Origin of the sequence: Microvirga aerophila (assembly GCF_003332305.1) — a bacterium.
Lineage (GTDB): Bacteria > Pseudomonadota > Alphaproteobacteria > Rhizobiales > Beijerinckiaceae > Microvirga > Microvirga aerophila.
Window position 1 is genome coordinate 17851 of sequence record NZ_QOIO01000003.1, and the last position, 20988, is coordinate 38838.

The 20988-nt window shown below is 64.7% G+C and carries 16 protein-coding genes; 14 read left to right on the forward strand and 2 right to left on the reverse strand.

Features of this window, described 5'->3' with window-relative positions; translation table 11 throughout:
• Nucleotides 1–3: 3 nt before the first annotated feature.
• The 7 genes from sucC (at nucleotide 4) to DRB19_RS02560 (ending at nucleotide 8752) form a co-directional block, all read left to right on the forward strand.
• Nucleotides 4–1203, forward strand: coding sequence for an ADP-forming succinate--CoA ligase subunit beta (gene sucC, locus DRB19_RS02530; protein WP_114184461.1), 1200 nt, complete (start codon nucleotides 4–6; stop codon nucleotides 1201–1203).
• Nucleotides 1204–1215: 12 nt separating this feature from the next.
• Nucleotides 1216–2103, forward strand: coding sequence for a succinate--CoA ligase subunit alpha (gene sucD, locus DRB19_RS02535; RefSeq protein WP_114184462.1), 888 nt, complete (start codon nucleotides 1216–1218; stop codon nucleotides 2101–2103).
• A gap of 61 nt (nucleotides 2104–2164) precedes the next feature.
• Nucleotides 2165–5125, forward strand: coding sequence for a 2-oxoglutarate dehydrogenase E1 component (locus DRB19_RS02540; protein ID WP_114184463.1), 2961 nt, complete (start codon nucleotides 2165–2167; stop codon nucleotides 5123–5125).
• A gap of 61 nt (nucleotides 5126–5186) precedes the next feature.
• On the forward strand, nucleotides 5187–6425 hold the full coding sequence (odhB, locus tag DRB19_RS02545; RefSeq protein WP_114184464.1) for a 2-oxoglutarate dehydrogenase complex dihydrolipoyllysine-residue succinyltransferase: 1239 nt from the start codon (nucleotides 5187–5189) through the stop codon (nucleotides 6423–6425).
• Nucleotides 6426–6435: 10 nt separating this feature from the next.
• Entirely contained in the window at nucleotides 6436–6711 is a 276-nt protein-coding gene (locus DRB19_RS02550; protein ID WP_114184465.1) for a hypothetical protein, read from the forward strand.
• 9 nt (nucleotides 6712–6720) lie between these two features.
• Nucleotides 6721–8121 (forward strand): dihydrolipoyl dehydrogenase, encoded by a 1401-nt coding sequence (gene lpdA, locus DRB19_RS02555; protein ID WP_114184466.1) that lies wholly within the window; start codon nucleotides 6721–6723, stop codon nucleotides 8119–8121.
• A 7-nt stretch (nucleotides 8122–8128) separates the two neighbouring features.
• Nucleotides 8129–8752 (forward strand): thymidine kinase, encoded by a 624-nt coding sequence (locus DRB19_RS02560; RefSeq protein WP_114184467.1) that lies wholly within the window; start codon nucleotides 8129–8131, stop codon nucleotides 8750–8752.
• 56 nt (nucleotides 8753–8808) lie between these two features.
• On the opposite strand, the gene DRB19_RS02565 is transcribed toward DRB19_RS02560, so the two are convergent.
• Complete coding sequence (locus DRB19_RS02565; RefSeq protein ID WP_114184468.1) at nucleotides 8809–9792, reverse strand: tyrosine recombinase XerC; 984 nt, start codon at nucleotides 9790–9792, stop codon at nucleotides 8809–8811.
• A 56-nt stretch (nucleotides 9793–9848) separates the two neighbouring features.
• On the opposite strand from DRB19_RS02565, the gene DRB19_RS02570 reads away from it, so the two are divergent.
• The 7 genes from DRB19_RS02570 to DRB19_RS02600 all read left to right on the forward strand — a co-directional run bounded on the left by DRB19_RS02570 (nucleotide 9849) and on the right by DRB19_RS02600 (nucleotide 17816).
• A complete protein-coding gene (locus DRB19_RS02570; RefSeq protein ID WP_114184469.1) occupies nucleotides 9849–12011 on the forward strand; it encodes a primosomal protein N' in 2163 nt (720 codons plus the stop codon).
• Nucleotides 12012–12272: 261 nt separating this feature from the next.
• A complete protein-coding gene (locus tag DRB19_RS02575) occupies nucleotides 12273–12845 on the forward strand; it encodes a F0F1 ATP synthase subunit delta (RefSeq protein ID WP_114184470.1) in 573 nt (190 codons plus the stop codon).
• A complete protein-coding gene (gene atpA, locus DRB19_RS02580) occupies nucleotides 12845–14374 on the forward strand; it encodes a F0F1 ATP synthase subunit alpha (RefSeq protein WP_114184471.1) in 1530 nt (509 codons plus the stop codon). Before DRB19_RS02575 ends, atpA begins: the two co-directional genes overlap by 1 nt.
• A 37-nt stretch (nucleotides 14375–14411) precedes the next feature.
• The gene (locus DRB19_RS02585) at nucleotides 14412–15284 is read left to right on the forward strand and encodes a F0F1 ATP synthase subunit gamma (RefSeq protein WP_114184472.1); all 873 of its coding nucleotides are present in this window, start codon (nucleotides 14412–14414) and stop codon (nucleotides 15282–15284) included.
• A 22-nt stretch (nucleotides 15285–15306) separates the two neighbouring features.
• A complete protein-coding gene (gene atpD / locus DRB19_RS02590) occupies nucleotides 15307–16749 on the forward strand; it encodes a F0F1 ATP synthase subunit beta (protein ID WP_114184473.1) in 1443 nt (480 codons plus the stop codon).
• 107 nt (nucleotides 16750–16856) lie between these two features.
• Nucleotides 16857–17258: a F0F1 ATP synthase subunit epsilon gene (locus DRB19_RS02595; protein ID WP_114184474.1), complete on the forward strand. Its 402-nt coding sequence runs from the start codon at nucleotides 16857–16859 to the stop codon at nucleotides 17256–17258.
• Between the two features lie 39 nt (nucleotides 17259–17297).
• Nucleotides 17298–17816: a 2'-5' RNA ligase family protein gene (locus DRB19_RS02600; protein WP_114184475.1), complete on the forward strand. Its 519-nt coding sequence runs from the start codon at nucleotides 17298–17300 to the stop codon at nucleotides 17814–17816.
• 9 nt (nucleotides 17817–17825) lie between these two features.
• Here the strand turns inward: DRB19_RS02600 and putA are convergent, their stop codons facing one another.
• Entirely contained in the window at nucleotides 17826–20924 is a 3099-nt protein-coding gene (gene putA, locus DRB19_RS02605; protein ID WP_114184476.1) for a bifunctional proline dehydrogenase/L-glutamate gamma-semialdehyde dehydrogenase PutA, read from the reverse strand.
• Nucleotides 20925–20988 lie beyond the last annotated feature (64 nt).

Consider the following 20988-nt stretch of genomic DNA (forward strand, 5'->3'; position numbering starts at 1 on the left):
CTCATGAACATTCATGAATACCAAGGCAAAGCCGTCCTGAAGGAGTTCGGCCTGCCGGTCTCCCGCGGCAAGGCCATCTTCTCCCCCGACGAGGCGGAGGCTGCCGCTAAGGAACTCGGCGGACCGCTCTGGGTCGTGAAGTCCCAGATCCATGCGGGCGGCCGCGGCAAGGGCAAGTTCAAGGAAGCCGCTGCGGGCGAAAAGGGCGGCGTGCGCCTTGCCAAGTCCATCGACGAGGTGAAAGAGTTTGCGCAGCAGATGCTGGGCAACACCCTGGTGACCATCCAGACGGGCGAAGCCGGCAAGCAGGTCAACCGTCTCTACATCGAGGACGGTTCGGACATCGAAACCGAGCTCTATCTCTCCATGCTGGTTGACCGCGCCACGGGCCGGGTCGCTTTCGTCGTCTCGACCGAAGGCGGCATGGATATCGAGCAGGTCGCACACGACACCCCGGAGAAGATCCTCACTTTCTCGATCGATCCGGCCACTGGCGTAATGCCCCATCACGGCCGCACGGTCGCCAAGGCGCTGGGCCTGAAGGGCCCGCTCGCTAAGGAGGCCGAGGACCTGGTCACGAAGCTCTACACGGCCTTCAAGGCGAAGGACATGGAGATGCTCGAGATCAACCCGCTGATCGTCACCAAGGACGGGCACCTCAAGTGTCTGGACGCGAAGATCTCGTTCGACGGCAATGCGCTCTACCGCCATCCGGACGTTCAGGAACTCCGGGACATCACGGAGGAGGACGACAAGGAAATCGAGGCGTCCAAGGACGACCTCGCCTACATTGCGCTCGACGGCACCATCGGCTGCATGGTCAACGGCGCGGGCCTCGCCATGGCGACGCTGGACATCATCAAGCTCTACGGCGAAGAGCCGGCGAACTTCCTCGATGTGGGCGGCGGCGCCTCGGAGGAGAAGGTCACGGCGGCGTTCAAGATCATCACGGCCGACCCGAACGTTAAGGGCATCCTGGTCAACATCTTCGGCGGCATCATGAAGTGCGACGTCATCGCCCGCGGCGTGATCGCGGCCGTGAAGACCGTCGGCCTCCAGGTTCCGCTGGTGGTGCGCCTTGAGGGCACCAACGTGGAAGAGGGCAAGCAGATCATCCGCGAGTCCGGCCTCAACGTGATCCCGGCGGACGACCTCGACGACGCCGCCCAGAAGATCGTCAACGCCGTGCGCGGCGGGAAGTAAGGTTTCGAGCTGATGTCCATCCTGATTGACAAGAACACCAAGGTCATCTGCCAGGGCTTTACCGGCAAGAACGGCACCTTTCACTCCGAGCAGGCGATCGCCTACGGCACCAAGATGGTCGGCGGCACCTCGCCCGGCAAAGGCGGCTCCACGCACCTGAACCTGCCCGTCTTCGACACGGTCATGGAAGCGCGCGAGAAGACGGGAGCCGACGCCTCCGTGGTGTACGTTCCGCCTCCGGGCGCGGCGGACGCCATCTGCGAGGCCATCCAGGCCGAGATCCCGCTTATCGTGTGCATCACCGAAGGCATTCCGGTGCTCGACATGGTGCGTGTGAAGCGCTCTCTCGAGGGTTCCAAGTCGCGCCTCATCGGCCCGAACTGCCCCGGCATCGTGACGGCGGGTGAATCAAAGATCGGCATCATGCCGGCCAACATCTTCAAGCCCGGCTCGGTGGGCATCGTGTCCCGCTCGGGCACGCTCACCTACGAGGCTGTGTTCCAGACCACCAACGAAGGCCTCGGCCAGACCACAGCGGTGGGCATCGGCGGCGATCCCGTGAAGGGCACCGAGTTCATCGAGATGCTCGACATGTTCCTGTCGGACCCCAAGACCGAGTCAATCGTCATGATCGGCGAGATCGGCGGCTCCGCAGAGGAAGAGGCCGCCGAGTTCATCGCCCGCGAGGCCAAGAAGGGCCGCAAGAAGCCAATGGTGGGCTTTATTGCAGGCCGCACCGCTCCTCCCGGTCGCCGCATGGGCCATGCCGGCGCCATTATCTCCGGCGGCAAGGGCGGCGCGGAAGACAAGATCGCCGCCATGGAGGCGGCGGGCATCCGCGTCTCGCCGTCTCCGGCACGCCTTGGAAAAACCTTGGTCGAGGTTCTCAAGGCCCGATAAGCCACAGGCCGCCTCGGTCACGCTGAGGCGGCCCTACCGTTCATTTGGATAGACATTTGCCATGGCACGCCAAGACGCCAACGAAACGTTCCTGAACACCGCTTTTCTCTATGGGGCGAACGCTCCTTACATTGAGGATCTTTACGCTCGCTACGAGAAGGATCCGTCCTCGGTGGACGCCGAGTGGCAGGCCTTTTTCGGCGCGCTCAAGGACGACAAGCAGGCTGTCGAGAAGAACGCCCAGGGTGCGTCCTGGAAAAAGCCCAACTGGCCCATTCCGGCGAACGGCGAACTGGTCTCCGCCCTCGACGGCAACTGGGCCCAGGTCGAGAAGGCCGTGGGCGACAAGCTCAAGGCCAAGGCGCAGACCAAGGGCCAGGAGATCAGCCAGGCTGACGTGCAGCAGGCGACCCGCGACTCGGTTCGCGCCATCATGCTGATCCGTGCCTACCGGGTGCGCGGACACCTGCACGCCAAGCTCGATCCGCTGGGCATCAATCCGCGCCCGAACGACCAGGAGCTGCATCCGTCCCATTACGGCTTCACGGAAGCCGATTGGGACCGCAAGATCTTCCTCGACAACGTGCTCGGGCTGGAATTCGCCACCATCCGCGAAATCGTCGCGATCCTGGAGCGTACCTACTGCCATACGCTCGGCGTCGAATTCATGCACATCTCCGATCCGACCGAGAAGGCCTGGCTCCAGGAGCGCATCGAAGGCGCCGACAAGGAAATCACCTTCACGCCCGAGGGCAAGCGCGCCATCCTCAACAAGCTTGTGGAGGCCGAGGGCTTCGAGAAGTTCCTCGACCTGAAGTACACCGGCACCAAGCGCTTCGGCCTGGACGGTGGCGAGTCGCTGATCCCGGCGCTCGAGCAGATCATCAAGCGCGGCGGCAACCTCGGCTGCAAGGAGATCGTGTTCGGCATGGCCCACCGCGGCCGCCTGAACGTGCTCACCCAGGTTATGGGCAAGCCTCACCGGGCTCTGTTCCACGAGTTCAAGGGCGGTTCCTTCGCGCCCGACGATGTGGAAGGCTCCGGCGACGTGAAGTACCACCTGGGCGCATCCTCCGACCGCACTTTCGACGGCAACAACGTCCACCTGTCGCTCACGGCCAACCCGTCGCATCTGGAGATCGTCGATCCCGTGGTGCTCGGCAAGGTGCGCGCCAAGCAGGACCAGCACGGCTGCACGCCGGAAAACCGCACCGCCGTGATGCCGCTCCTCATTCACGGCGACGCCGCCTTCGCGGGTCAGGGCGTCGTGGCGGAGTGCCTCGGCCTCTCGGGGCTGCGCGGGCACCGCACCGGCGGCTCGATCCACTTCATCATCAACAACCAGATCGGCTTTACCACCGATCCGCGCTTCTCGCGCTCCTCGCCCTATCCGTCCGACGTGGCCAAGATGGTTGAGGCGCCGATCTTCCATGTGAATGGCGATGATCCAGAGGCGGTCGTGTTCGCCGCCAAGGTCGCGACCGAATACCGGCAGAAGTTCCAGAAGCCGGTCGTCATCGACATGTTCTGCTACCGGCGCTTTGGCCACAACGAAGGCGACGAGCCGGCTTTCACGCAGCCGCTCATGTACCGCAAGATCCGGTCACATCCGTCGATCCTGGAGCTCTACTCCAAGAAGCTTCTCGCCGACGGCACGGTGACGGAAGCCGACATCGACGGCATGAAGAGCGCTTGGCGCTCGAAGCTCGACACCGAATTCGACATCGCCACCAGCTACAAGCCCAACAAGGCGGACTGGCTCGATGGGCGCTGGGCGGGCCTCAAGGCCGTGCGCGAGGATCAGGATGATCCCCGCCGGGGCCAGACTGGCGTGCCGGTCGAGACCCTGCAGGAGATCGCCAAGGCTCTGACGACGGTGCCCGAAGGCTTCCACCTCCACCGCACGATCCAGCGCTTCCTCGACAACCGCAAGAAGATGATGGAAACCGGCGAGGGCATCGACTGGGCAATGGCCGAGGCGCTTGCCTTCGGCTCGCTCCTGCTCGAAGACCACCGCGTCCGCCTGTCCGGCCAGGACGTGGAGCGCGGCACCTTCTCGCAACGCCATACGGTGCTGACCGATCAGGAGAACGAGGAGCGCTATACGCCCCTCAACCACATCCGCGAAGGTCAGGGGCGCTACGAGGTCATCAACTCGATGCTGTCGGAGGAGGCGGTGCTCGGCTTCGAGTACGGTTACACTCTCTCGGAGCCCAATGCGCTCACCCTGTGGGAAGCGCAGTTCGGCGACTTCGCCAACGGCGCCCAGGTGGTGTTCGACCAGTTCATCTCCTCCGGCGAGCGCAAGTGGCTGCGCATGTCGGGACTCGTGTGCCTGCTGCCGCACGGTTACGAGGGTCAGGGTCCCGAGCACTCCTCGGCCCGCCTCGAGCGCTGGCTGCAGATGTGCGCCGAGGACAACATGCAGGTCGCCTACTGCTCGACCCCGTCGAACTACTTCCACATCCTGCGCCGCCAGCTCAAGCGCGAGTTCCGCAAGCCCTTGATCCTGATGACGCCGAAGTCGCTGCTGCGCCACAAGCGCTGCGTCTCGCGCCTCGACGAGATCTCATCCGGAACCTCGTTCCACCGGGTCCTGCACGACGATGCGCAGCGCACGACGGACGGCGTCAAGCTCGTGAAGGACGACAAGATCCGGCGCGTGGTGATCTGCACTGGCAAGGTCTATTACGACCTGCTCGAGGAGCGCGAGAAGCGCGGGATCGACGACGTCTATCTGATGCGCGTCGAGCAGCTCTATCCGTTCCCGGCCAAGTCCCTGGCAGCGGAGCTCGCCCGCTTCAAGAAGGCCGACGTGGTGTGGTGCCAGGAAGAGCCGAAGAACATGGGCTCCTGGACCTTCGTCGAACCCTATCTGGAATGGGTGCTCAAAACCGCAGGCTCGAAGGTGGACCGTCCCCGCTACGTGGGTCGGGCCGCTTCCGCCGCCACCGCCACGGGCCTCATGTCGAAGCACATGGCTCAGCTGCAGGCTTTCCTCGACGAGGCGTTCGCGGCCTGACCGCCGCGAGCGACCTTAACCCATCATCGGCCTCAAGACGCCCCGAAACCGTAAGACGATCATGGCAACCGAAATCCGCGTACCTACCCTTGGCGAATCCGTTTCAGAGGCCACCATCGGCCGCTGGTTCAAGAAGCCCGGCGAAGCCGTCAAAGCCGACGAACCCGTCGTCGAGCTCGAAACCGACAAGGTGACGCTCGAGGTGAATGCCCCGGCAAGCGGCACCCTTGGTGATATCCTGGCGAAGGACGGCGAGACCGTTGGCCCGGGTGCGTTGCTCGGATCGATCGTCGAGGGTGGCGCGGCTGCTTCGGCTCCCGCGCCCAAGGCCGAGGCCCCGAAGGCCGCGGCGCCTGCTCCGGCCGCTGCGGCTCCGGCTCCGGCGGCTGCTCCCGCGCAAGCCGGCGCCGCGAAGGACCACGGTCCGGCCGTTTCCCGCATCGCTGCCGAGAGTGGCGTCGATGCCTCTCGGGTTCCGGGCTCGGGCAAGGATGGACGCGTCACCAAGGGCGACATGCTAGCGGCAATCGCGACCGGAAGCGCTGCTCCCGCCCCGAGCGCGCCCGTCCAGATGCGCGCTCCCTCGGCTCCGGTGGATGAGGAGCGCGAAGAGCGCGTGAAGATGACCAAGCTGCGCCAGACCATCGCGCGCCGCTTGAAGGACGCCCAGAACACCGCCGCCATGCTCACCACGTTCAACGACGTGGACATGACCGCTGTCATGAGCCTGCGCAATCAGTACAAGGATGTGTTCGAGAAGAAGCACGGCACGAAGCTCGGCTTCATGGGCTTCTTCACCAAGGCGGTGATCCAAGCTCTCAAGGACGTGCCGGCGGTCAACGCCGAAATCGACGGGCAGGACCTCGTCTACAAGAACTACTACCACATCGGCATCGCGGTCGGCACCGAGAAGGGCCTCGTGGTTCCCGTGGTTCGTGACGCGGACGACCTGTCGGTCGCCGGGATCGAGAAGAAGATCGCGGATTTCGGCCGCCGCGCCCGCGACGGCAAGCTCTCCATCGACGAGATGCAGGGCGGCACCTTCACGATCACCAATGGCGGCATCTATGGCTCGCTCATGTCGACGCCGATCCTCAACGCGCCGCAATCGGGCATTCTCGGCATGCACCGCATCGAGGAGCGGCCCGTGGTCCGGAACGGCCAGATCGTCGCGCGGCCCATGATGTATCTGGCGCTGTCCTATGATCACCGGATCGTGGACGGCAAGGAGGCCGTGACGTTCCTGGTGCGCGTCAAGGAGGCCCTTGAGGATCCGGCTCGTCTGGTTCTCGATCTGTAAGATTTCCAAAATGCCAAACGGCAAGCCTGGAGATCATCCAATCAATGACATAGTTCAACACCGTCTCCATTTATTTGGCGGCGGTGTAGACGAAGAGATCTTCAGGATTGCAGCCGAGTTCGGGGAAGGTGGCCTCCAGAAGCTCAAGGCATTCAGCACGACGACAACATTCATCGAGCAGACTAAGGCCATTCAGGAACAACAGAGAGTGCTCTTGGATAGCCTTGCCGATGTTTGGAACGAGCTAATCATTGAACGGCGGCGTGTAGCTGCAAACCAGATCTGAGAAAAACCAATGTCCTACGATCTCGTTGTCATCGGAACCGGCCCTGGCGGCTATGTCTGTGCCATCCGCGCCGCGCAGCTCGGCCTCAAGACGGCCGTCGTCGAGAAGCGCAAGACCCACGGCGGCACCTGCCTCAACGTGGGCTGCATTCCGTCCAAGGCGCTGCTGCATGCCTCTCATATGTTCGAGGATGCGAGAGACCATTTCGCCGATCTCGGCATTGGCGTCAGCGCGCCAAGCCTCGACCTGAAGAAGATGCTGTCCTTCAAGCAGGAAGGCGTCGAGGGCAACACCAAGGGCGTCGAGTTCCTGCTCAAGAAGAACAAGATCGACGCTTTCATCGGCACAGCGCGCATCGCCGCCGCCGGCCAGGTGGAAGTGATGTCCGAGGACGGCTCCAACCAGATCCTCGAGACCAAGAACATCGTCATCGCGACCGGCTCGGACGTGACACGCCTTCCAGGCATCGAGATCGACGAGAAAGTCGTCGTGTCCTCGACCGGCGCGCTTGAACTCGAGAGCGTGCCCAAGCGTCTCGTGGTCATTGGAGCGGGCGTCATCGGTCTGGAGCTCGGCTCCGTGTGGCGTCGCCTGGGCTCGGAAGTGCTCGTGATCGAATATCTCGACCGCATCCTGCCGGGCATGGACGGCGAGGTCGCCAAACAGTTCCAGCGCATCCTGGGCAAGCAGGGCTTCCAGTTCAAGCTCGGCGCCAAGGTGACCAAGGTCGAGCGCAAGGGCAGCGGTGCCGCCCTGGCCGTGGAAGCCGCTGCCGGCGGCAACGCGGAGACCATCGAGGCCGACGTGGTACTCGTGGCGGTCGGTCGCGTGCCCTACACGCAAGGCCTCGGCCTCGACCATATCGGCGTCCAGATAGACAATAAGGGCCGCATCCTGACCGATGCGCATTTCGCCACCAACGTGACCGGCATTTACGCGATCGGCGACGTGATCGCCGGCCCGATGCTCGCCCACAAGGCCGAAGACGAGGGCGTGGCGGTTGCCGAGATCCTCGCCGGCAAGGCGGGCCACGTGAATTACGACGTGATTCCAAGCGTGGTCTACACGTTCCCCGAGGTCGCTTCCGTCGGCAAGTCCGAGGAGGAGTTGAAGGCGGCTGGCATCGCCTACAACGCGGGCAAGTTCCCCTTCACGGCCAATGGCCGCGCCAAGGTGAACCGCACCACGGACGGTTTCGTGAAGATCCTGGCGGATGCTGCCACCGACAAGGTGCTGGGCGTGCACATTGTCGGCCCTGAGGCGGGCAACCTGATCCACGAGGCCGCCATCGCCATGGAGTTCGGCGCATCGTCCGAGGACATGGCCCGCACCTGCCACGCGCATCCGACCCTGGCCGAAGCCGTCAAGGAAGCGGCGATGGCCGTGGAGAAGCGCGCCATCCATATGTGATCGACAGATGGCGAAGCTTCACTTCCTCTATTCGGTGATGAATGCAGGCAAGACGACCCATCTCCTGCAGGTCCGCTACAACTACATCGAGAACGGCGGCCACGTGCTGCTGTTCACGAGCCTCGTCGACGACCGTTTCGGGGTCGGCAAGGTGCGGTCCCGCATCGGCATCGAAGCCGATGCGATTCCGCTGAGGAAGGATGACGCCATCGACGCCATCGTGGCGACCGAACATGCGAAAAGGCCGGTGACGGCCGTGCTCATCGACGAAGTGCAGTTCACGACGGCGGAGCAGGTCCGCCAGCTCGCCTGGATCGTCGACGAGCTGAACATCCCCGTCATGGCCTACGGCCTGAAGAACAACGTCTATGGCGTGTTGTTCAGCGACGCGATCGCCACGATCATGGCCTTGGCCGACGACTTCCTGGAGATCAAGCAGCTCTGCCATTGCGGCCGCAAGGCCACGATGATCCTCAAGTTCGACCGCAACGGCGAGGCCGTGCGTTCCGGTGAGGTAATCGAGCTCGGCGACGAGAGCCGCTACGTCTCGGTCTGCCGTCGCCACTGGACGAACGGTGACATCGGCCCCGCCGCGCGGCAGCTCCTGGCGCGGGCGACCGCGGCCGAGTGAGGGCAAAGCCCTAGCGTCGGGCCTCCCGAAATGGCCAAGACTTTCCTGAGGACGGATTAGACGCCCTTCACGCGCGCCCGCGGATGGGCGGCGTCGAAAGCGTCCATCAGCCTTGCGGCATCCACCTTCGTGTAGAGTTGCGTCGTCGACAGGGAGGCGTGGCCCAAAAGTTCCTGGATGCCGCGGAGGTCGCCCCCACGAGCCAAGAGATGCGTCGCGAAGGAATGGCGCAGGGCATGGGGCGTCGCGCTGTCCGGTAGGCCGAGAGCGCCGCGCAATTCTTCCACCGCCAGCTGAATGATGCGGGGCGAGAGCGGTCCGCCCCGGGCACCGACGAAGAGCGGGCCCTCGGGCGGCACTGCATAGGGGCACAAGCTCAGGTACTCCCCGACGGCACGCTGGATCGCCGGGATCACCGGCACGCTGCGCATCTTGCCGCCCTTGCCGGTGACGGTGATCGAATCCGTCCCGTGGATCGGTGCGTCCCGGCGCTGGAGACCAAGCGCCTCCGAGATGCGCAGACCCGCACCATAAAGCAGCGAGAGCACGGCCGCGTCCCTGGCCAGCACCCAGGCTTTCCGATTCTCGCCCGCTCTCAATTCCGTGTCCGTTACCGCAACGGCCGATGTGGCCGAGAGGGGTCGGGGCAGGTTCTTGTCGACCTTCGGGGTGCGAATCGCCGCGAAGGCCGACGCGGTGCCGTGGCCCTCCCGCTCCAGGTGGCGCGCGAAGGAGCGCAAGGCCGCAAGCTGGCGCATCAGGGATCGGCTTTGCACCGCCTTCATGCGCCGGGCCGCCAGAAAGGACCGAATGTCGAGGGGTTTGAGGCCGAGGATTGCCACGAGGCCCGGCGGCTCTCCCAGGTGGTCTGTCAGGAAGGTCAGGAACTGCCTGAGATCGCGGGCATAGGCTTCCACGGTCTTCGGCGACAGACGGCGCTCCTTGGCAAGGGACGCCAGCCATTGCATCGCCTCCTGGCGCGTATCGGCCGCGCCGGGCAGGACGAGATCGAGGGCGTTTTGCGAATCGCTGCTTGACATGTTCCCGCTTTGTGCAAGTTCAGAAACTCTAGCTAGGACAGGTTAACCTCCTCCGAATGACAAGCCACATCGCCGATGTCCTCATCCCCCTGGCGCTGGACACGGCCTACAGCTACGCGGTCCCGGATGGACTGGACCTCAAGGAAGGAGATGTGGTGCAGGTGCCGCTCGCCAGCCGCGAGGTCGTGGGCGTGGTGTGGGGGCTGCGGTCGGGGCAGGGCGGCAATCTCAAGAAGGTCACAGGGGTCGTCGACGCGCCGAACCTTTCGGCCAAGATGCGCAAGTTCCTGGACTGGATCGCTTGGTACACCCTCGCGCCCAAGGGCTCGGCGCTGGCCATGGGCCTCAAGCTCGTGGACGCGGAGCGGGCGGAGGTGGTCCGGGTGGGCGTAAGGCTCGCAGGCCAGCTGCCCAAGCGCATGACGCCCGCGCGTCAGAAGGTGATCGAGGCAGCGCAGGACGGGGTGGTCCGGCTCAAGAGCGAGCTTGCCCACGCAGCAGGCGTCAGCGCCGGAGTGGTCGACGGGCTCATCGACGAGGGCACGCTGGAAACCGTTACCCTGCTGCAGGAGCCTGTCGCGGAGGCGCCGAACCCCGACTCCGGGAGCGCTGCGTTGTCGGACGGCCAGCAAGCGGCCGCGCTGGAGCTCATCGCCTCCATGGCCGAGGAGCACCCACCGGTCACCCTGCTTGAAGGCGTCACCGGCTCTGGCAAGACGGAGGTCTATTTCGAGGCGGTGGCGCAAGCGGTGCGGGATGGCCGGCAGGCCCTGATTCTCATGCCCGAGATCGCCCTGACGACCCAATTCCTCGACCGATTCGCGGCCCGCTTCGGGGTGAAACCCGCGACTTGGCACTCGGGTGTCACGGGGCGGAAGCGGGAGCGCCTCTATGCGGCCATTGCTTCGGGCGAGGTGAGAGTGGTGGCCGGGGCCCGTTCGGCCCTGTTCCTGCCCTACGCGGATCTCGGCCTCATCGTGGTGGATGAGGAACACGAGACCGCCTACAAACAGGATGATGGGGTCCATTACCACGCTCGGGACATGGCGGTCGTCCGGGGTCGGATAGAAAACGCCTCTGTGGTGCTGGCCTCCGCCACGCCGTCCATCGAGAGCCGGGTCAACGTTCAGCGCGGACGTTACCGTCACGTCCAGCTGCCGGAGCGCTTCGGCGGGCGTCAGATGCCGCAGATCCGGGCGGTGGACCTGAGGCGGGAGACCATCCCGAAAGGGCGCTGGCTCTCGCCGACCCTCAACCTCTCCATCGAGGATACCTTGGGGCGTGGCGAGCAGGTTCTCCTGTTCCTCAACCGGCGCGGCTATGCGCCGCTGACCCTCTGCCGCGCCTGCGCCCACCGTTACGAATGCCCCAACTGCTCGGCTTGGCTCGTCGAGCACCGTTTCCGCCGCTCCCTCGTTTGCCACCATTGCGGCCATGTAGAGCGGACGCCCCAGGCCTGCATCTCCTGCGGCAGCATCGATTCGCTGGTGCCCTGCGGGCCCGGCGTGGAGCGAATCGCCGAGGAGGTGGCCGAGATCTTTCCGGACAAGCGCTGCGTCGTCCTGTCCAGCGACATGCTGGGCGGCACCGAGCGCCTGCGAACCGAACTCGCCGCTATCGCGGACGGCGCGTTCGACATCGTGATCGGCACCCAGTTGGTGGCCAAGGGACACAACTTCCCCCTCATGACCCTGGTCGGGGTGCTGGACGCCGATATCGGCCTCACGTCGGGGGATCCCCGGGCAGCCGAGCGGACCTTCCAGATGCTCCAGCAGGTGACCGGTCGGGCCGGGCGCGGCGAGAAGCCGGGCCGCGCCCTGGTCCAGACCTGGCAGCCCGACCATCCGGTGATCGCCGCACTGGTCTCCGGAGACGCGGAGCGTTTTTACGAGGAGGAAACCCGCGTCCGCGAAATTGCGGGCCTGCCACCCTTCGGGCGTCTTGCCTCCCTCATCGTCTCGGCGGCCGAGCGGGAGGCGGCGGAAGCCCATGCCCGCGCCATGGCCCTGGTGGCCCAGCCGCCGGCCGGCGTTACGGTGCTTGGGCCGGCCGAGGCGCCCCTTGCGCTGATCCGGGGACGTTACCGGTTCCGGCTTCTGGTCAAGACGGAGCGCGAGGTCGATCTTCAGGCCTATCTCCGCGACTGGCTCGGCCGCTGTCCCAAGGTGAGGGGCAATGCCCGGGTGGCCATCGACGTGGATCCGCAAAGTTTCCTGTAAGAAAAACCTCGTTCCGGGGCCCGATTTCCGCCCAATGGAGCGGCGCTCTTAACCCTGATGCTTCTCTTTGTCCTGGCCATCGGGCCGCGCTTGTCTCAGCCAACCTTGCGCCTGCGAAAAACCCATGCTAGTGCACCCCCGCCGATGGGCGGAGAAACCTCCCGCTTTGGCTCCTTTCCACCGACTTGACGGGTTTCCCGAGGGCCTTCATTCCAGGCGCTGCCGGTCCGAAACCCGTAAGACTTGAGAGAGACGAATAACGTGGCGCAAAGCGGTTCGAATGAAGGACCCCTCCTGTCGGGCGTAGCTTTGCGCTACGCCACGGCGCTGTTCGACCTCGCCAGCGAAGCAAACGCCGTCGACGCCGCTTCCGGCGATCTCGGTCGCTTCAACGAGATGATCCAGGGCAGCGAAGACTTGCAGCGCCTGATCCGCAATCCCATCTTCACGGCGGAAGAGCAGTCGGACGCGATTGCGGCCATTCTGGACCGGGCCGGCATTTCCGGTCTGGCCGGCAACTTCATCCGTCTGGTTGCCGCGAAGCGCCGTCTCTTTGCTCTTCCGGACATGATCCGCGCCTACGGGGATCTTGTGGCGGATGCCAAGGGCATCGTCCGGGCGCAGGTTATCCTGGCAGAAGAGCCTTCCGACACGGTCATGAACGAAATCAAGGCGGCGCTGCGCGACGTCGCCAAGGCTGACGTTTCCCTGGACGTCAAAATCGACCCGAGCCTCATCGGCGGTCTCATCGTGAAGATGGGCTCCCGCATGGTGGATGCCTCGGTGCGCACCAAACTCAATTCCATTCGTCTAGCGATGAAAGAGGTCCGCTGATGGACATTCGAGCCGCTGAGATCTCCGCGATCCTCAAAGAGCAGATCAAGAACTTCGGCACCGAGGCTGAAGTCACCGAAGTCGGTCAGGTGCTGTCCGTCGGCGATGGCATTGCCCGTTGCTACGGCCTCGACAACGTCCAGGCGGGCGAGATGGTCGAGTTCGAGAGCGGCGTGCGTGGCATGGCCCTCAATCTCGAAACCGACAACGTCGGTATCGTGATCTTCGGTTCCGACCGTGAGATCGCCGAAGGCCAGACAGTGAAGCGCACAGGCGCCATCGTGGACGTGCCGGTCGGCAAGGGCCTGCTCGGCCGCGTCGTCGACGCGCTCGGCAATCCCATCGACGGCAAGGGTCCCATCGTGTCGACCGAGCGTCGCCGCGTGGACGTCAAGGCTCCCGGCATCATTCCGCGCAAGTCGGTGCACGAGCCGATGGCGACGGGCCTCAAGTCCATCGACGCCCTGATCCCGGTCGGCCGCGGCCAGCGCGAGCTGATCATCGGTGACCGCCAGACTGGCAAGACCGCCATCATTCTCGACACGATCCTCAACCAGAAGCCCCTCAACCAGGGCAACGACGAGTCGCAGAAGCTCTACTGCGTCTATGTGGCCGTTGGTCAAAAGCGCTCCACGGTAGCCCAGTTCGTGAAGGTTCTGGAAGAGAACGGCGCGCTGGAATACTCGATCATCGTCGCGGCCACCGCGTCCGATCCGGCCCCCATGCAGTTCCTGGCTCCGTTTGCCGGCTGCGCCATGGGCGAGTACTTCCGTGACAACGGCATGCACGCCGTGATCACCTACGACGACCTCTCGAAGCAGGCCGTCGCATACCGCCAGATGTCGCTGCTCCTGCGCCGTCCGCCGGGCCGCGAGGCTTATCCGGGCGACGTGTTCTACCTGCACTCCCGCTTGCTGGAGCGCGCTGCGAAGCTCAACGACGAGAATGGTTCGGGTTCGCTCACCGCTCTGCCGGTCATCGAGACGCAGGCCAACGACGTGTCGGCCTACATCCCCACCAACGTGATCTCGATCACCGACGGCCAGATCTTCCTCGAGACGGATCTGTTCTACCAGGGTATCCGCCCGGCCGTGAACGTCGGTCTGTCGGTGTCCCGCGTGGGCTCGTCGGCCCAGACGAAGGCGATGAAGAAGGTTGCCGGCAAGATCAAGGGCGAGCTGGCCCAGTACCGCGAAATGGCGGCCTTCGCCCAGTTCGGCTCCGACCTCGATGCCACGACGCAGCGCCTGCTCAACCGCGGCTCGCGCCTCACCGAACTCCTGAAGCAGCCGCAGTTCTCGCCGCTGAAGATGGAAGAGCAGGTGGCGGTGATCTACGCGGGCGTGAACGGCTATCTCGATGCGCTCCCGCTGAACCGCGTGCGCGCTTTCGAGGACGGTCTTCTCAGCCTGCTGCGCGGCAAGCATGCCGACATCCTGGAGGCCATCCGCGCCTCGAAGGATCTGTCGAGCGACTCCGAAGCGAAGCTCAAGGACGTCGTCGTCAACTTCGCCAAGTCGTTCTCGTAAGATCGGACCGGTTCTCCGGAGAGGGTAGGGCTGCTCGATGCCGAGCTTAAAAGACCTTCGCAATCGCATCGCCTCGGTCAAGGCGACGCAGAAGATCACCAAGGCCATGCAGATGGTCGCCGCCGCGAAGCTGCGCCGTGCGCAGAGCGCGGCGGAGGCCGCGCGTCCTTACGCGGAGCGTATGGCCGTCGTGCTCGGCAACATCGCGTCCGGCGTCACCGTCGGGCCCGAGACGCCGCGTCTTCTCGCCGGCACCGGCTCCGATCAGGTTCATCTCCTGATCGTCTGCACAGCCGAGCGTGGCCTCTGCGGCGCGTTCAACTCCTCGATCGCGCGTCTCGCGCGTGATCACGCCAACCGGCTGATGGCCGAGGGCAAGACCGTCAAGATTATCTGCGTCGGCAAGAAGGGCTACGACATTCTGCGTCGCCAGTTCGCCCAGCAGATCATCGAGCTCATCGACCTGCGCTCCGTGCGCCAGCTCGGCTTCGAGCAGGGCGACATGATCGCCCAGAAGGTTCTCGCTCTCTTCGAGGCGGGCGAGTTCGACGTGGCGACCTTGTTCTACTCGCGCTTCCGCTCCGTGATCGCCCAGATCCCGACCGCACAACAGATCGTGCCGGCGCAGATCGAAAGCGGCGCGGTCGCGGCGGACGCGGTCTATGACTACGAGCCTGACGAGGGCGAAATCCTCACGACGCTTCTGCCACGGAACCTGACCGTGCAGATCTTCCGCGCATTGCTGGAGAACGCCGCGTCCGAACAGGGCGCTCGCATGAGCGCCATGGACAATGCGACCCGCAACGCGGGCGAAATGATCAAGAAGCAGACGATGACCTATAACCGGTCGCGTCAGGCGATGATCACCAAGGAACTGATCGAAATCATCTCGGGCGCCGAGGCGCTCTGACGACATCCGAGAGGAGCCAATCATGGCCAACACCGCCACTACTGCCGGCAAGCCGACCGGTCGCATCTCGCAGGTCATCGGCGCCGTCGTCGACGTGCAGTTCGAAGGTAACCTGCCCGAGATCCTGAACGCCCTCGAAACCACGAACGGCGGCAACCGCCTCGTGCTCGAAGTGGCTCAGCAGCTCGGTGAGAACACCGTCCGCTGCATCGCCATGGACACGTCCGAGGGTCTCGTGCGCGGCCAGCCCGTCACCGACACCGGCGCGCCGATTTCGGTGCCGGTTGGCGCCGGCACGCTCGGCCGCATCATGAACGTCATCGGCGAGCCCGTGGACGAAGCCGGACCCATCCCAGCGGAAGGCCAGCGCGCCATCCACCAGCCCGCTCCGTCCTACGCCGAGCAGGCGACGGAAGCCCAGATCCTCGTCACTGGCATCAAGGTCGTCGACCTGCTCGCGCCTTACGCCAAGGGCGGTAAGATCGGCCTCTTCGGCGGCGCCGGCGTCGGCAAGACCGTGCTGATCATGGAGCTCATCAACAACGTCGCGAAGGCCCACGGCGGCTACTCCGTGTTCGCCGGCGTCGGAGAACGCACCCGCGAGGGCAACGATCTCTATCACGAGATGATCGAGTCCGGCGTGAACAAGCATGGCGGCGGCGAAGGCTCCAAGTGCGCCCTCGTGTACGGGCAAATGAACGAGCCCCCAGGCGCCCGCGCCCGCGTCGCGCTCACCGGTCTGACCGTCGCAGAGAACTTCCGCGACCAGGGCCAGGACGTGCTGTTCTTCGTCGACAACATCTTCCGCTTCACGCAGGCGGGCTCCGAGGTGTCGGCGCTTCTCGGCCGCATTCCCTCGGCGGTGGGCTATCAGCCGACGCTCGCCACCGACATGGGCATGCTGCAGGAGCGCATCACCACCACCAACAAGGGCTCGATCACCTCGGTGCAGGCCATCTACGTGCCCGCCGACGACCTGACCGACCCGGCTCCGGCCACGTCCTTCGCCCACCTCGATGCCACGACCGTGCTTTCGCGCTCGATCGCCGAAAAGGGCATCTACCCGGCCGTGGACCCGCTCGACTCGACCTCGCGCATGCTTTCCGCCGCCATCCTCGGCGAGGAGCACTACAACGTGGCTCGTTCAGTCCAGCAGATCCTGCAGCGCTACAAGTCGCTCCAGGACATCATCGCGATCCTGGGCATGGACGAGCTGTCGGAAGAGGACAAGCTGACGGTCGCCCGCGCCCGCAAGATCGAGCGCTTCCTGTCGCAGCCCTTCTTCGTGGCTGAAGTCTTCACCGGCTCGCCGGGCAAGCTCGTGGCTCTCGAAGACACCATCAAGGGCTTCAAGGGTCTCGTGGACGGCCAGTACGATCACCTGCCCGAGGCTGCTTTCTACATGGTCGGCAGCATCGAAGAGGCGATCGAGAAGGCCCAGCGCCTCGCCGCCGAAGCTGCGTAAGCAACACGCATTCCGGAGCGCATCCCCTGCGCTCCGGACCCGTCTCAAAGCATTCCCAACGTTCCCCGTGCCGCGCCTTGCGGCGGACAGGATGACGAGGAGCTAAAATGGCTACCTTTACTTTCGAACTCGTCTCCCCGGAGCGCACGCTCTATTCGGGGGCCGTCGATGCGGTGATCCTTCCCGCGACAGAGGGCGACATGACGGTTCTGGCCGGTCACGCGCCCACGATGACGACTCTCAAGATCGGGTTTCTCGTCGTCACCAACACGCCCGGCAACGGCCGGCGCATCCTGGTTCGCGGCGGCTTTGCCGACATCAGCCCGAACGGCCTCACAGTGCTGGCCGAGCGCGCTCTTCCCGAGGAAGAGCTGACGCAGGAGATCCTCGATCATGAGATTCTCCAAGCCGAGATGCACTACGACGCCACCACGGACGTCACAATCAAACACGCCGCGGAGGCAACTGTCGCTCAGCTGCGAGAAGCCAAAGCGGCCCTCAATTTCTAAGGTTCTGGAACCCGGCCGCAAGCCGGGTTTTTCTTTGCCATGACGGAGCACGCGCCGCTGATTCTCACGCTCGCCATGGACGAGCGTTCCTTCACGTTCTTCGACCGGCAGCGGCGGCGTTACTTCCCGCCGGATCGGAACCTGATCCCCGCGCACCTGACCCTGTTTCACAAGCTCCCGGCAGATCAGCACGACGTCCTCGTCCAGGACATCATGGACGCCGCTGCGGCGCAGCCGCCGTTTCCCATCCATGTGACGGGCCTCCGCTCGCTCGGACGCGGCGTGGCCTACACCTTCGAGTCACAAACGCTCAGCGCCTTCCGCCGGGCGCTCGCCATGAGATGGGCGCTTTGGCTCACCTTGCAGGACCGGCAAAAGCATCAGCCTCACGTCACGGTCCAAAACAAGGTGGAGCCGGACGCCGCACGGACTCTGCTCGCAGACCTCAGCCGAGGCTTCGCGGCATTTTCCGTTGTGGCCGAAGGAATGAGCCTCTGGCGCTACCTCGGCGGACCGTGGGAGCACATCGAGACATTCCCGTTCGTGACCAATCGCTGAGGGCGGGGCTCACTCTCCCATGGCGATCAGGTTTGCATTGCCGCCGGCCGCCGCCGTGTTGATGGTGACCGTCTGCTCGGTGGCGAAGCGCAGGAGATAATGCGGACCTCCCGCCTTCGGACCCGTTCCCGAGAGCCCGTGCCCGCCGAACGGCTGCACGCCCACGACCGCCCCGATCATGTTGCGGTTCACATACACGTTGCCCACCGACAGCCGCTCGATCACATGCTCGACAGTGGCATCGATACGCGAATGCACGCCAAGGGTCAGGCCGTAGCCTGTGCCCTCGATGGATTCCAGCACATCCTCCAATTTATCTGCCTTGTAGCGGACCACATGCAGAACCGGGCCGAACACCTCCTCGGCCAGATCGTGCGGCCTGTTCAACTCGAAGATATGCGGCGCCACATAGGTGCCGGCCGCGGGAGCATCGCCCGCATGGTGCACCTTCGCGGATTGTTTCATGGCGCTCACATGCGCGTCGAGCTTTTCCTTCGCGTCACGGTCAATCACCGGTCCCACATGGGCATCGATCTCACGCGGATCCCCGATTTTCAGTTCCTGCGCGTTACCGGCGATCATCTCGATCATGCGGTCCGCCACGTCCTCCTGGACGCACAGCAGACGCAGGGCCGAACAACGCTGTCCGGCCGAGCGGAACGCGGACATCACCACATCGTCCGCCACCTGCTCCGGCAAGGCCGTGGCATCCACGATCATGGCATTGATGCCACCGGTCTCGGCGATCAGCGGCACGATGGGGCCGTCCTTCATCGCAAGGGTGCGGTTGATGAGCCGCGCCACTTCCGTTGATCCGGTGAAGACCACACCCGCCACATCCCGATGTTCCACCAGACGGGCGCCCACGCGTCCGTCGCCTGGCACGAGATGCAAGGCGGATTGCGGCACACCCGCTTCGTGCAGCAGCCGGACCGCGAGCGCGGCGACCAGCGGCGTTTGCTCAGCGGGCTTTGCCACGACGGCGTTGCCCGCCATGAGAGCCGCGGAGACCTGCCCGAGGAAAATCGCGAGGGGAAAATTCCAGGGCGAGATGGCCACGAAAACGCCCCGTCCGCGAAGACGCAGCACATTGCTCTCGCCGGTCGGGCCCGGCATCGCGTCCCCGCTGCCGAACAGGGTGCGACCCTGGGCAGCGTAGTAGCGGCAGAAATCAACCGCCTCGCGCACTTCGGACATGGCGTCGTCAAGGGTCTTGCCTGCTTCGGCCTGCAGCAGATGCAGCAGAGCCCCGCGACGTTCCTCCAGAAGATCCGCTGCTCGCATCAGAGCCTTCGCGCGTGTCTCGGCCGCGGTGCGGCTCCAGCCGACGAAACCTGCCTGCGCGGCAGCCATGGCCCTGTCGGCTGTTTCAGCGGCGGCTTCCACGACTTCGCCCACCCCAGTGGCGCAGTCGATGGGACTGACGATTCGACAGACTTCGCCCGACGCGGCTTTTCCGTCGATCAGGGGCTCTGCCTTGAAAGGCTGTCGAGCGCTCCGTCCGATTTCACCGAGCAGAGCTTCGAGAGAGGCGCGATGCCCGAACTCCACGCCCCGGGAATTCGGCCGCCCTGACCCGTAGAGATCGCGGGGAAGCGGCACTTTCGGGTGGCGCGCGCGATCTGCCGACACGATGATGTCGGCAGGGCGCTTCAGCAGTGTCTCGACCGGCACGGATGGATCGGCCGCTACGGACACGAAGGACGAGTTCGCACCGTTCTCCAAAAGACGCCGCACCAGATAAGCTAGCAAATCGCGATGGCCGCCCACCGGCGCGTAGGCCCGGCAGGCCAAGCCTGGCTCGCCTTCGAGCAGGCGACCATAGAGCGCCTCGCCCATGCCGTGCAGACGCTGGAATTCGTAGCCATCGGTCCCGCCGGCGCGCTCGATAATGGACGCAACCGTCAGCGCATTGTGAGTGGCGAATTGCGGATAGATGCGCGGACGCTGAGCCAGCAGCTTTTCGGCGCAGGCGACATAATTCAGATCCGTCATCGCCTTGCGGGTGAACACCGGATAATCGTCCAGCCCACGCTCCTGTGCGCGCTTCACCTCCGTGTCCCAGTAGGCGCCCTTGACCAAGCGCACCATCATCTGCCGGTCGTACCGCTCGGCCATGGCGCCGATGGCGTCGATCACCGCGCCCGCGCGCTTCTGGTAGCCCTGGATCGCGAGTCCGAAACCGCTCCAGCCCGCAAGGGATGGATCGGCCAGAACCGCTTCGATCACCTCAAGGGAGAGCTCGAGACGATCGGCTTCTTCCGCATCGATGGTGAAGTTGAGGTCGTGGGACTTGGCCTTCTGGGCCAGTGCGATGACAAGCGGCACGAGTTCACGCATTACCCGTTCGCGGCTTGTCGCCTCGTAGCGTGGGTGCAGGGCTGAAAGCTTGACTGAAATACCCGGTCGATCAGGCAAGGGCTCATTGCCGGCGGAGCGGCCGATGGCGTCGATCGCGGACGCATATGAGTCGTAATAGCGCCTGGCGTCCTCCGCCGTGCGGGCGCCTTCGCCCAGCATGTCGAAGGAATAGCGGTAGAGCCGCCCCTTGCCGGAGCTTGCGCGCTTGAGCGCCTCGTCGATGGTCTGGCCGAGCACGAAGTGGTTGCCCATGACCCGCATGGCCTGTCGCGTCGCAGTGCGCACCGCCGGCAGGCCAAGGCGCTTGGTGAGTTGGCGCAAAATCCCTTCCGGGGTTTCGCCAGGCTGGATGATCCGTGCCGTGATGCCCAGCGCCCAAGCGGAGGCCGAGACCAGGAAGGCATCGGATTTCGCTTCATGGTCGGCGAAGTTGCCCTGTCCGAGCTTATCCTCGATCAGCCTGTCGGCTGTGGCGGAATCGGGCACGCGCAGCAGCGCTTCGGCCAGCACCATGAGGGCTAATCCCTCCTTGGTGGACAGGGAATATTCCCTCAGCATCTCTTCGACGCCGCCCAGGCCGCCGCCCTTGCCTCGGATGGCCTCGATCAGCCGCTTGGCGCGCTGGTCCACCCGGTGCTCCCGCTCGGGAGATAGGCGCGAGTTGGCCAGAAGCCGGGCCGCGATAGCCTTGTCGTCTTCCGCATAAGGGGGATTGAAGGGGGCAGCGGGCTGCGAGTTCAGGGTCATGGTGTCCTCCAGTTCCGGAAATATACCCAGGAGGCATCCGCGTTTCGATGGCAATATTTCTAGT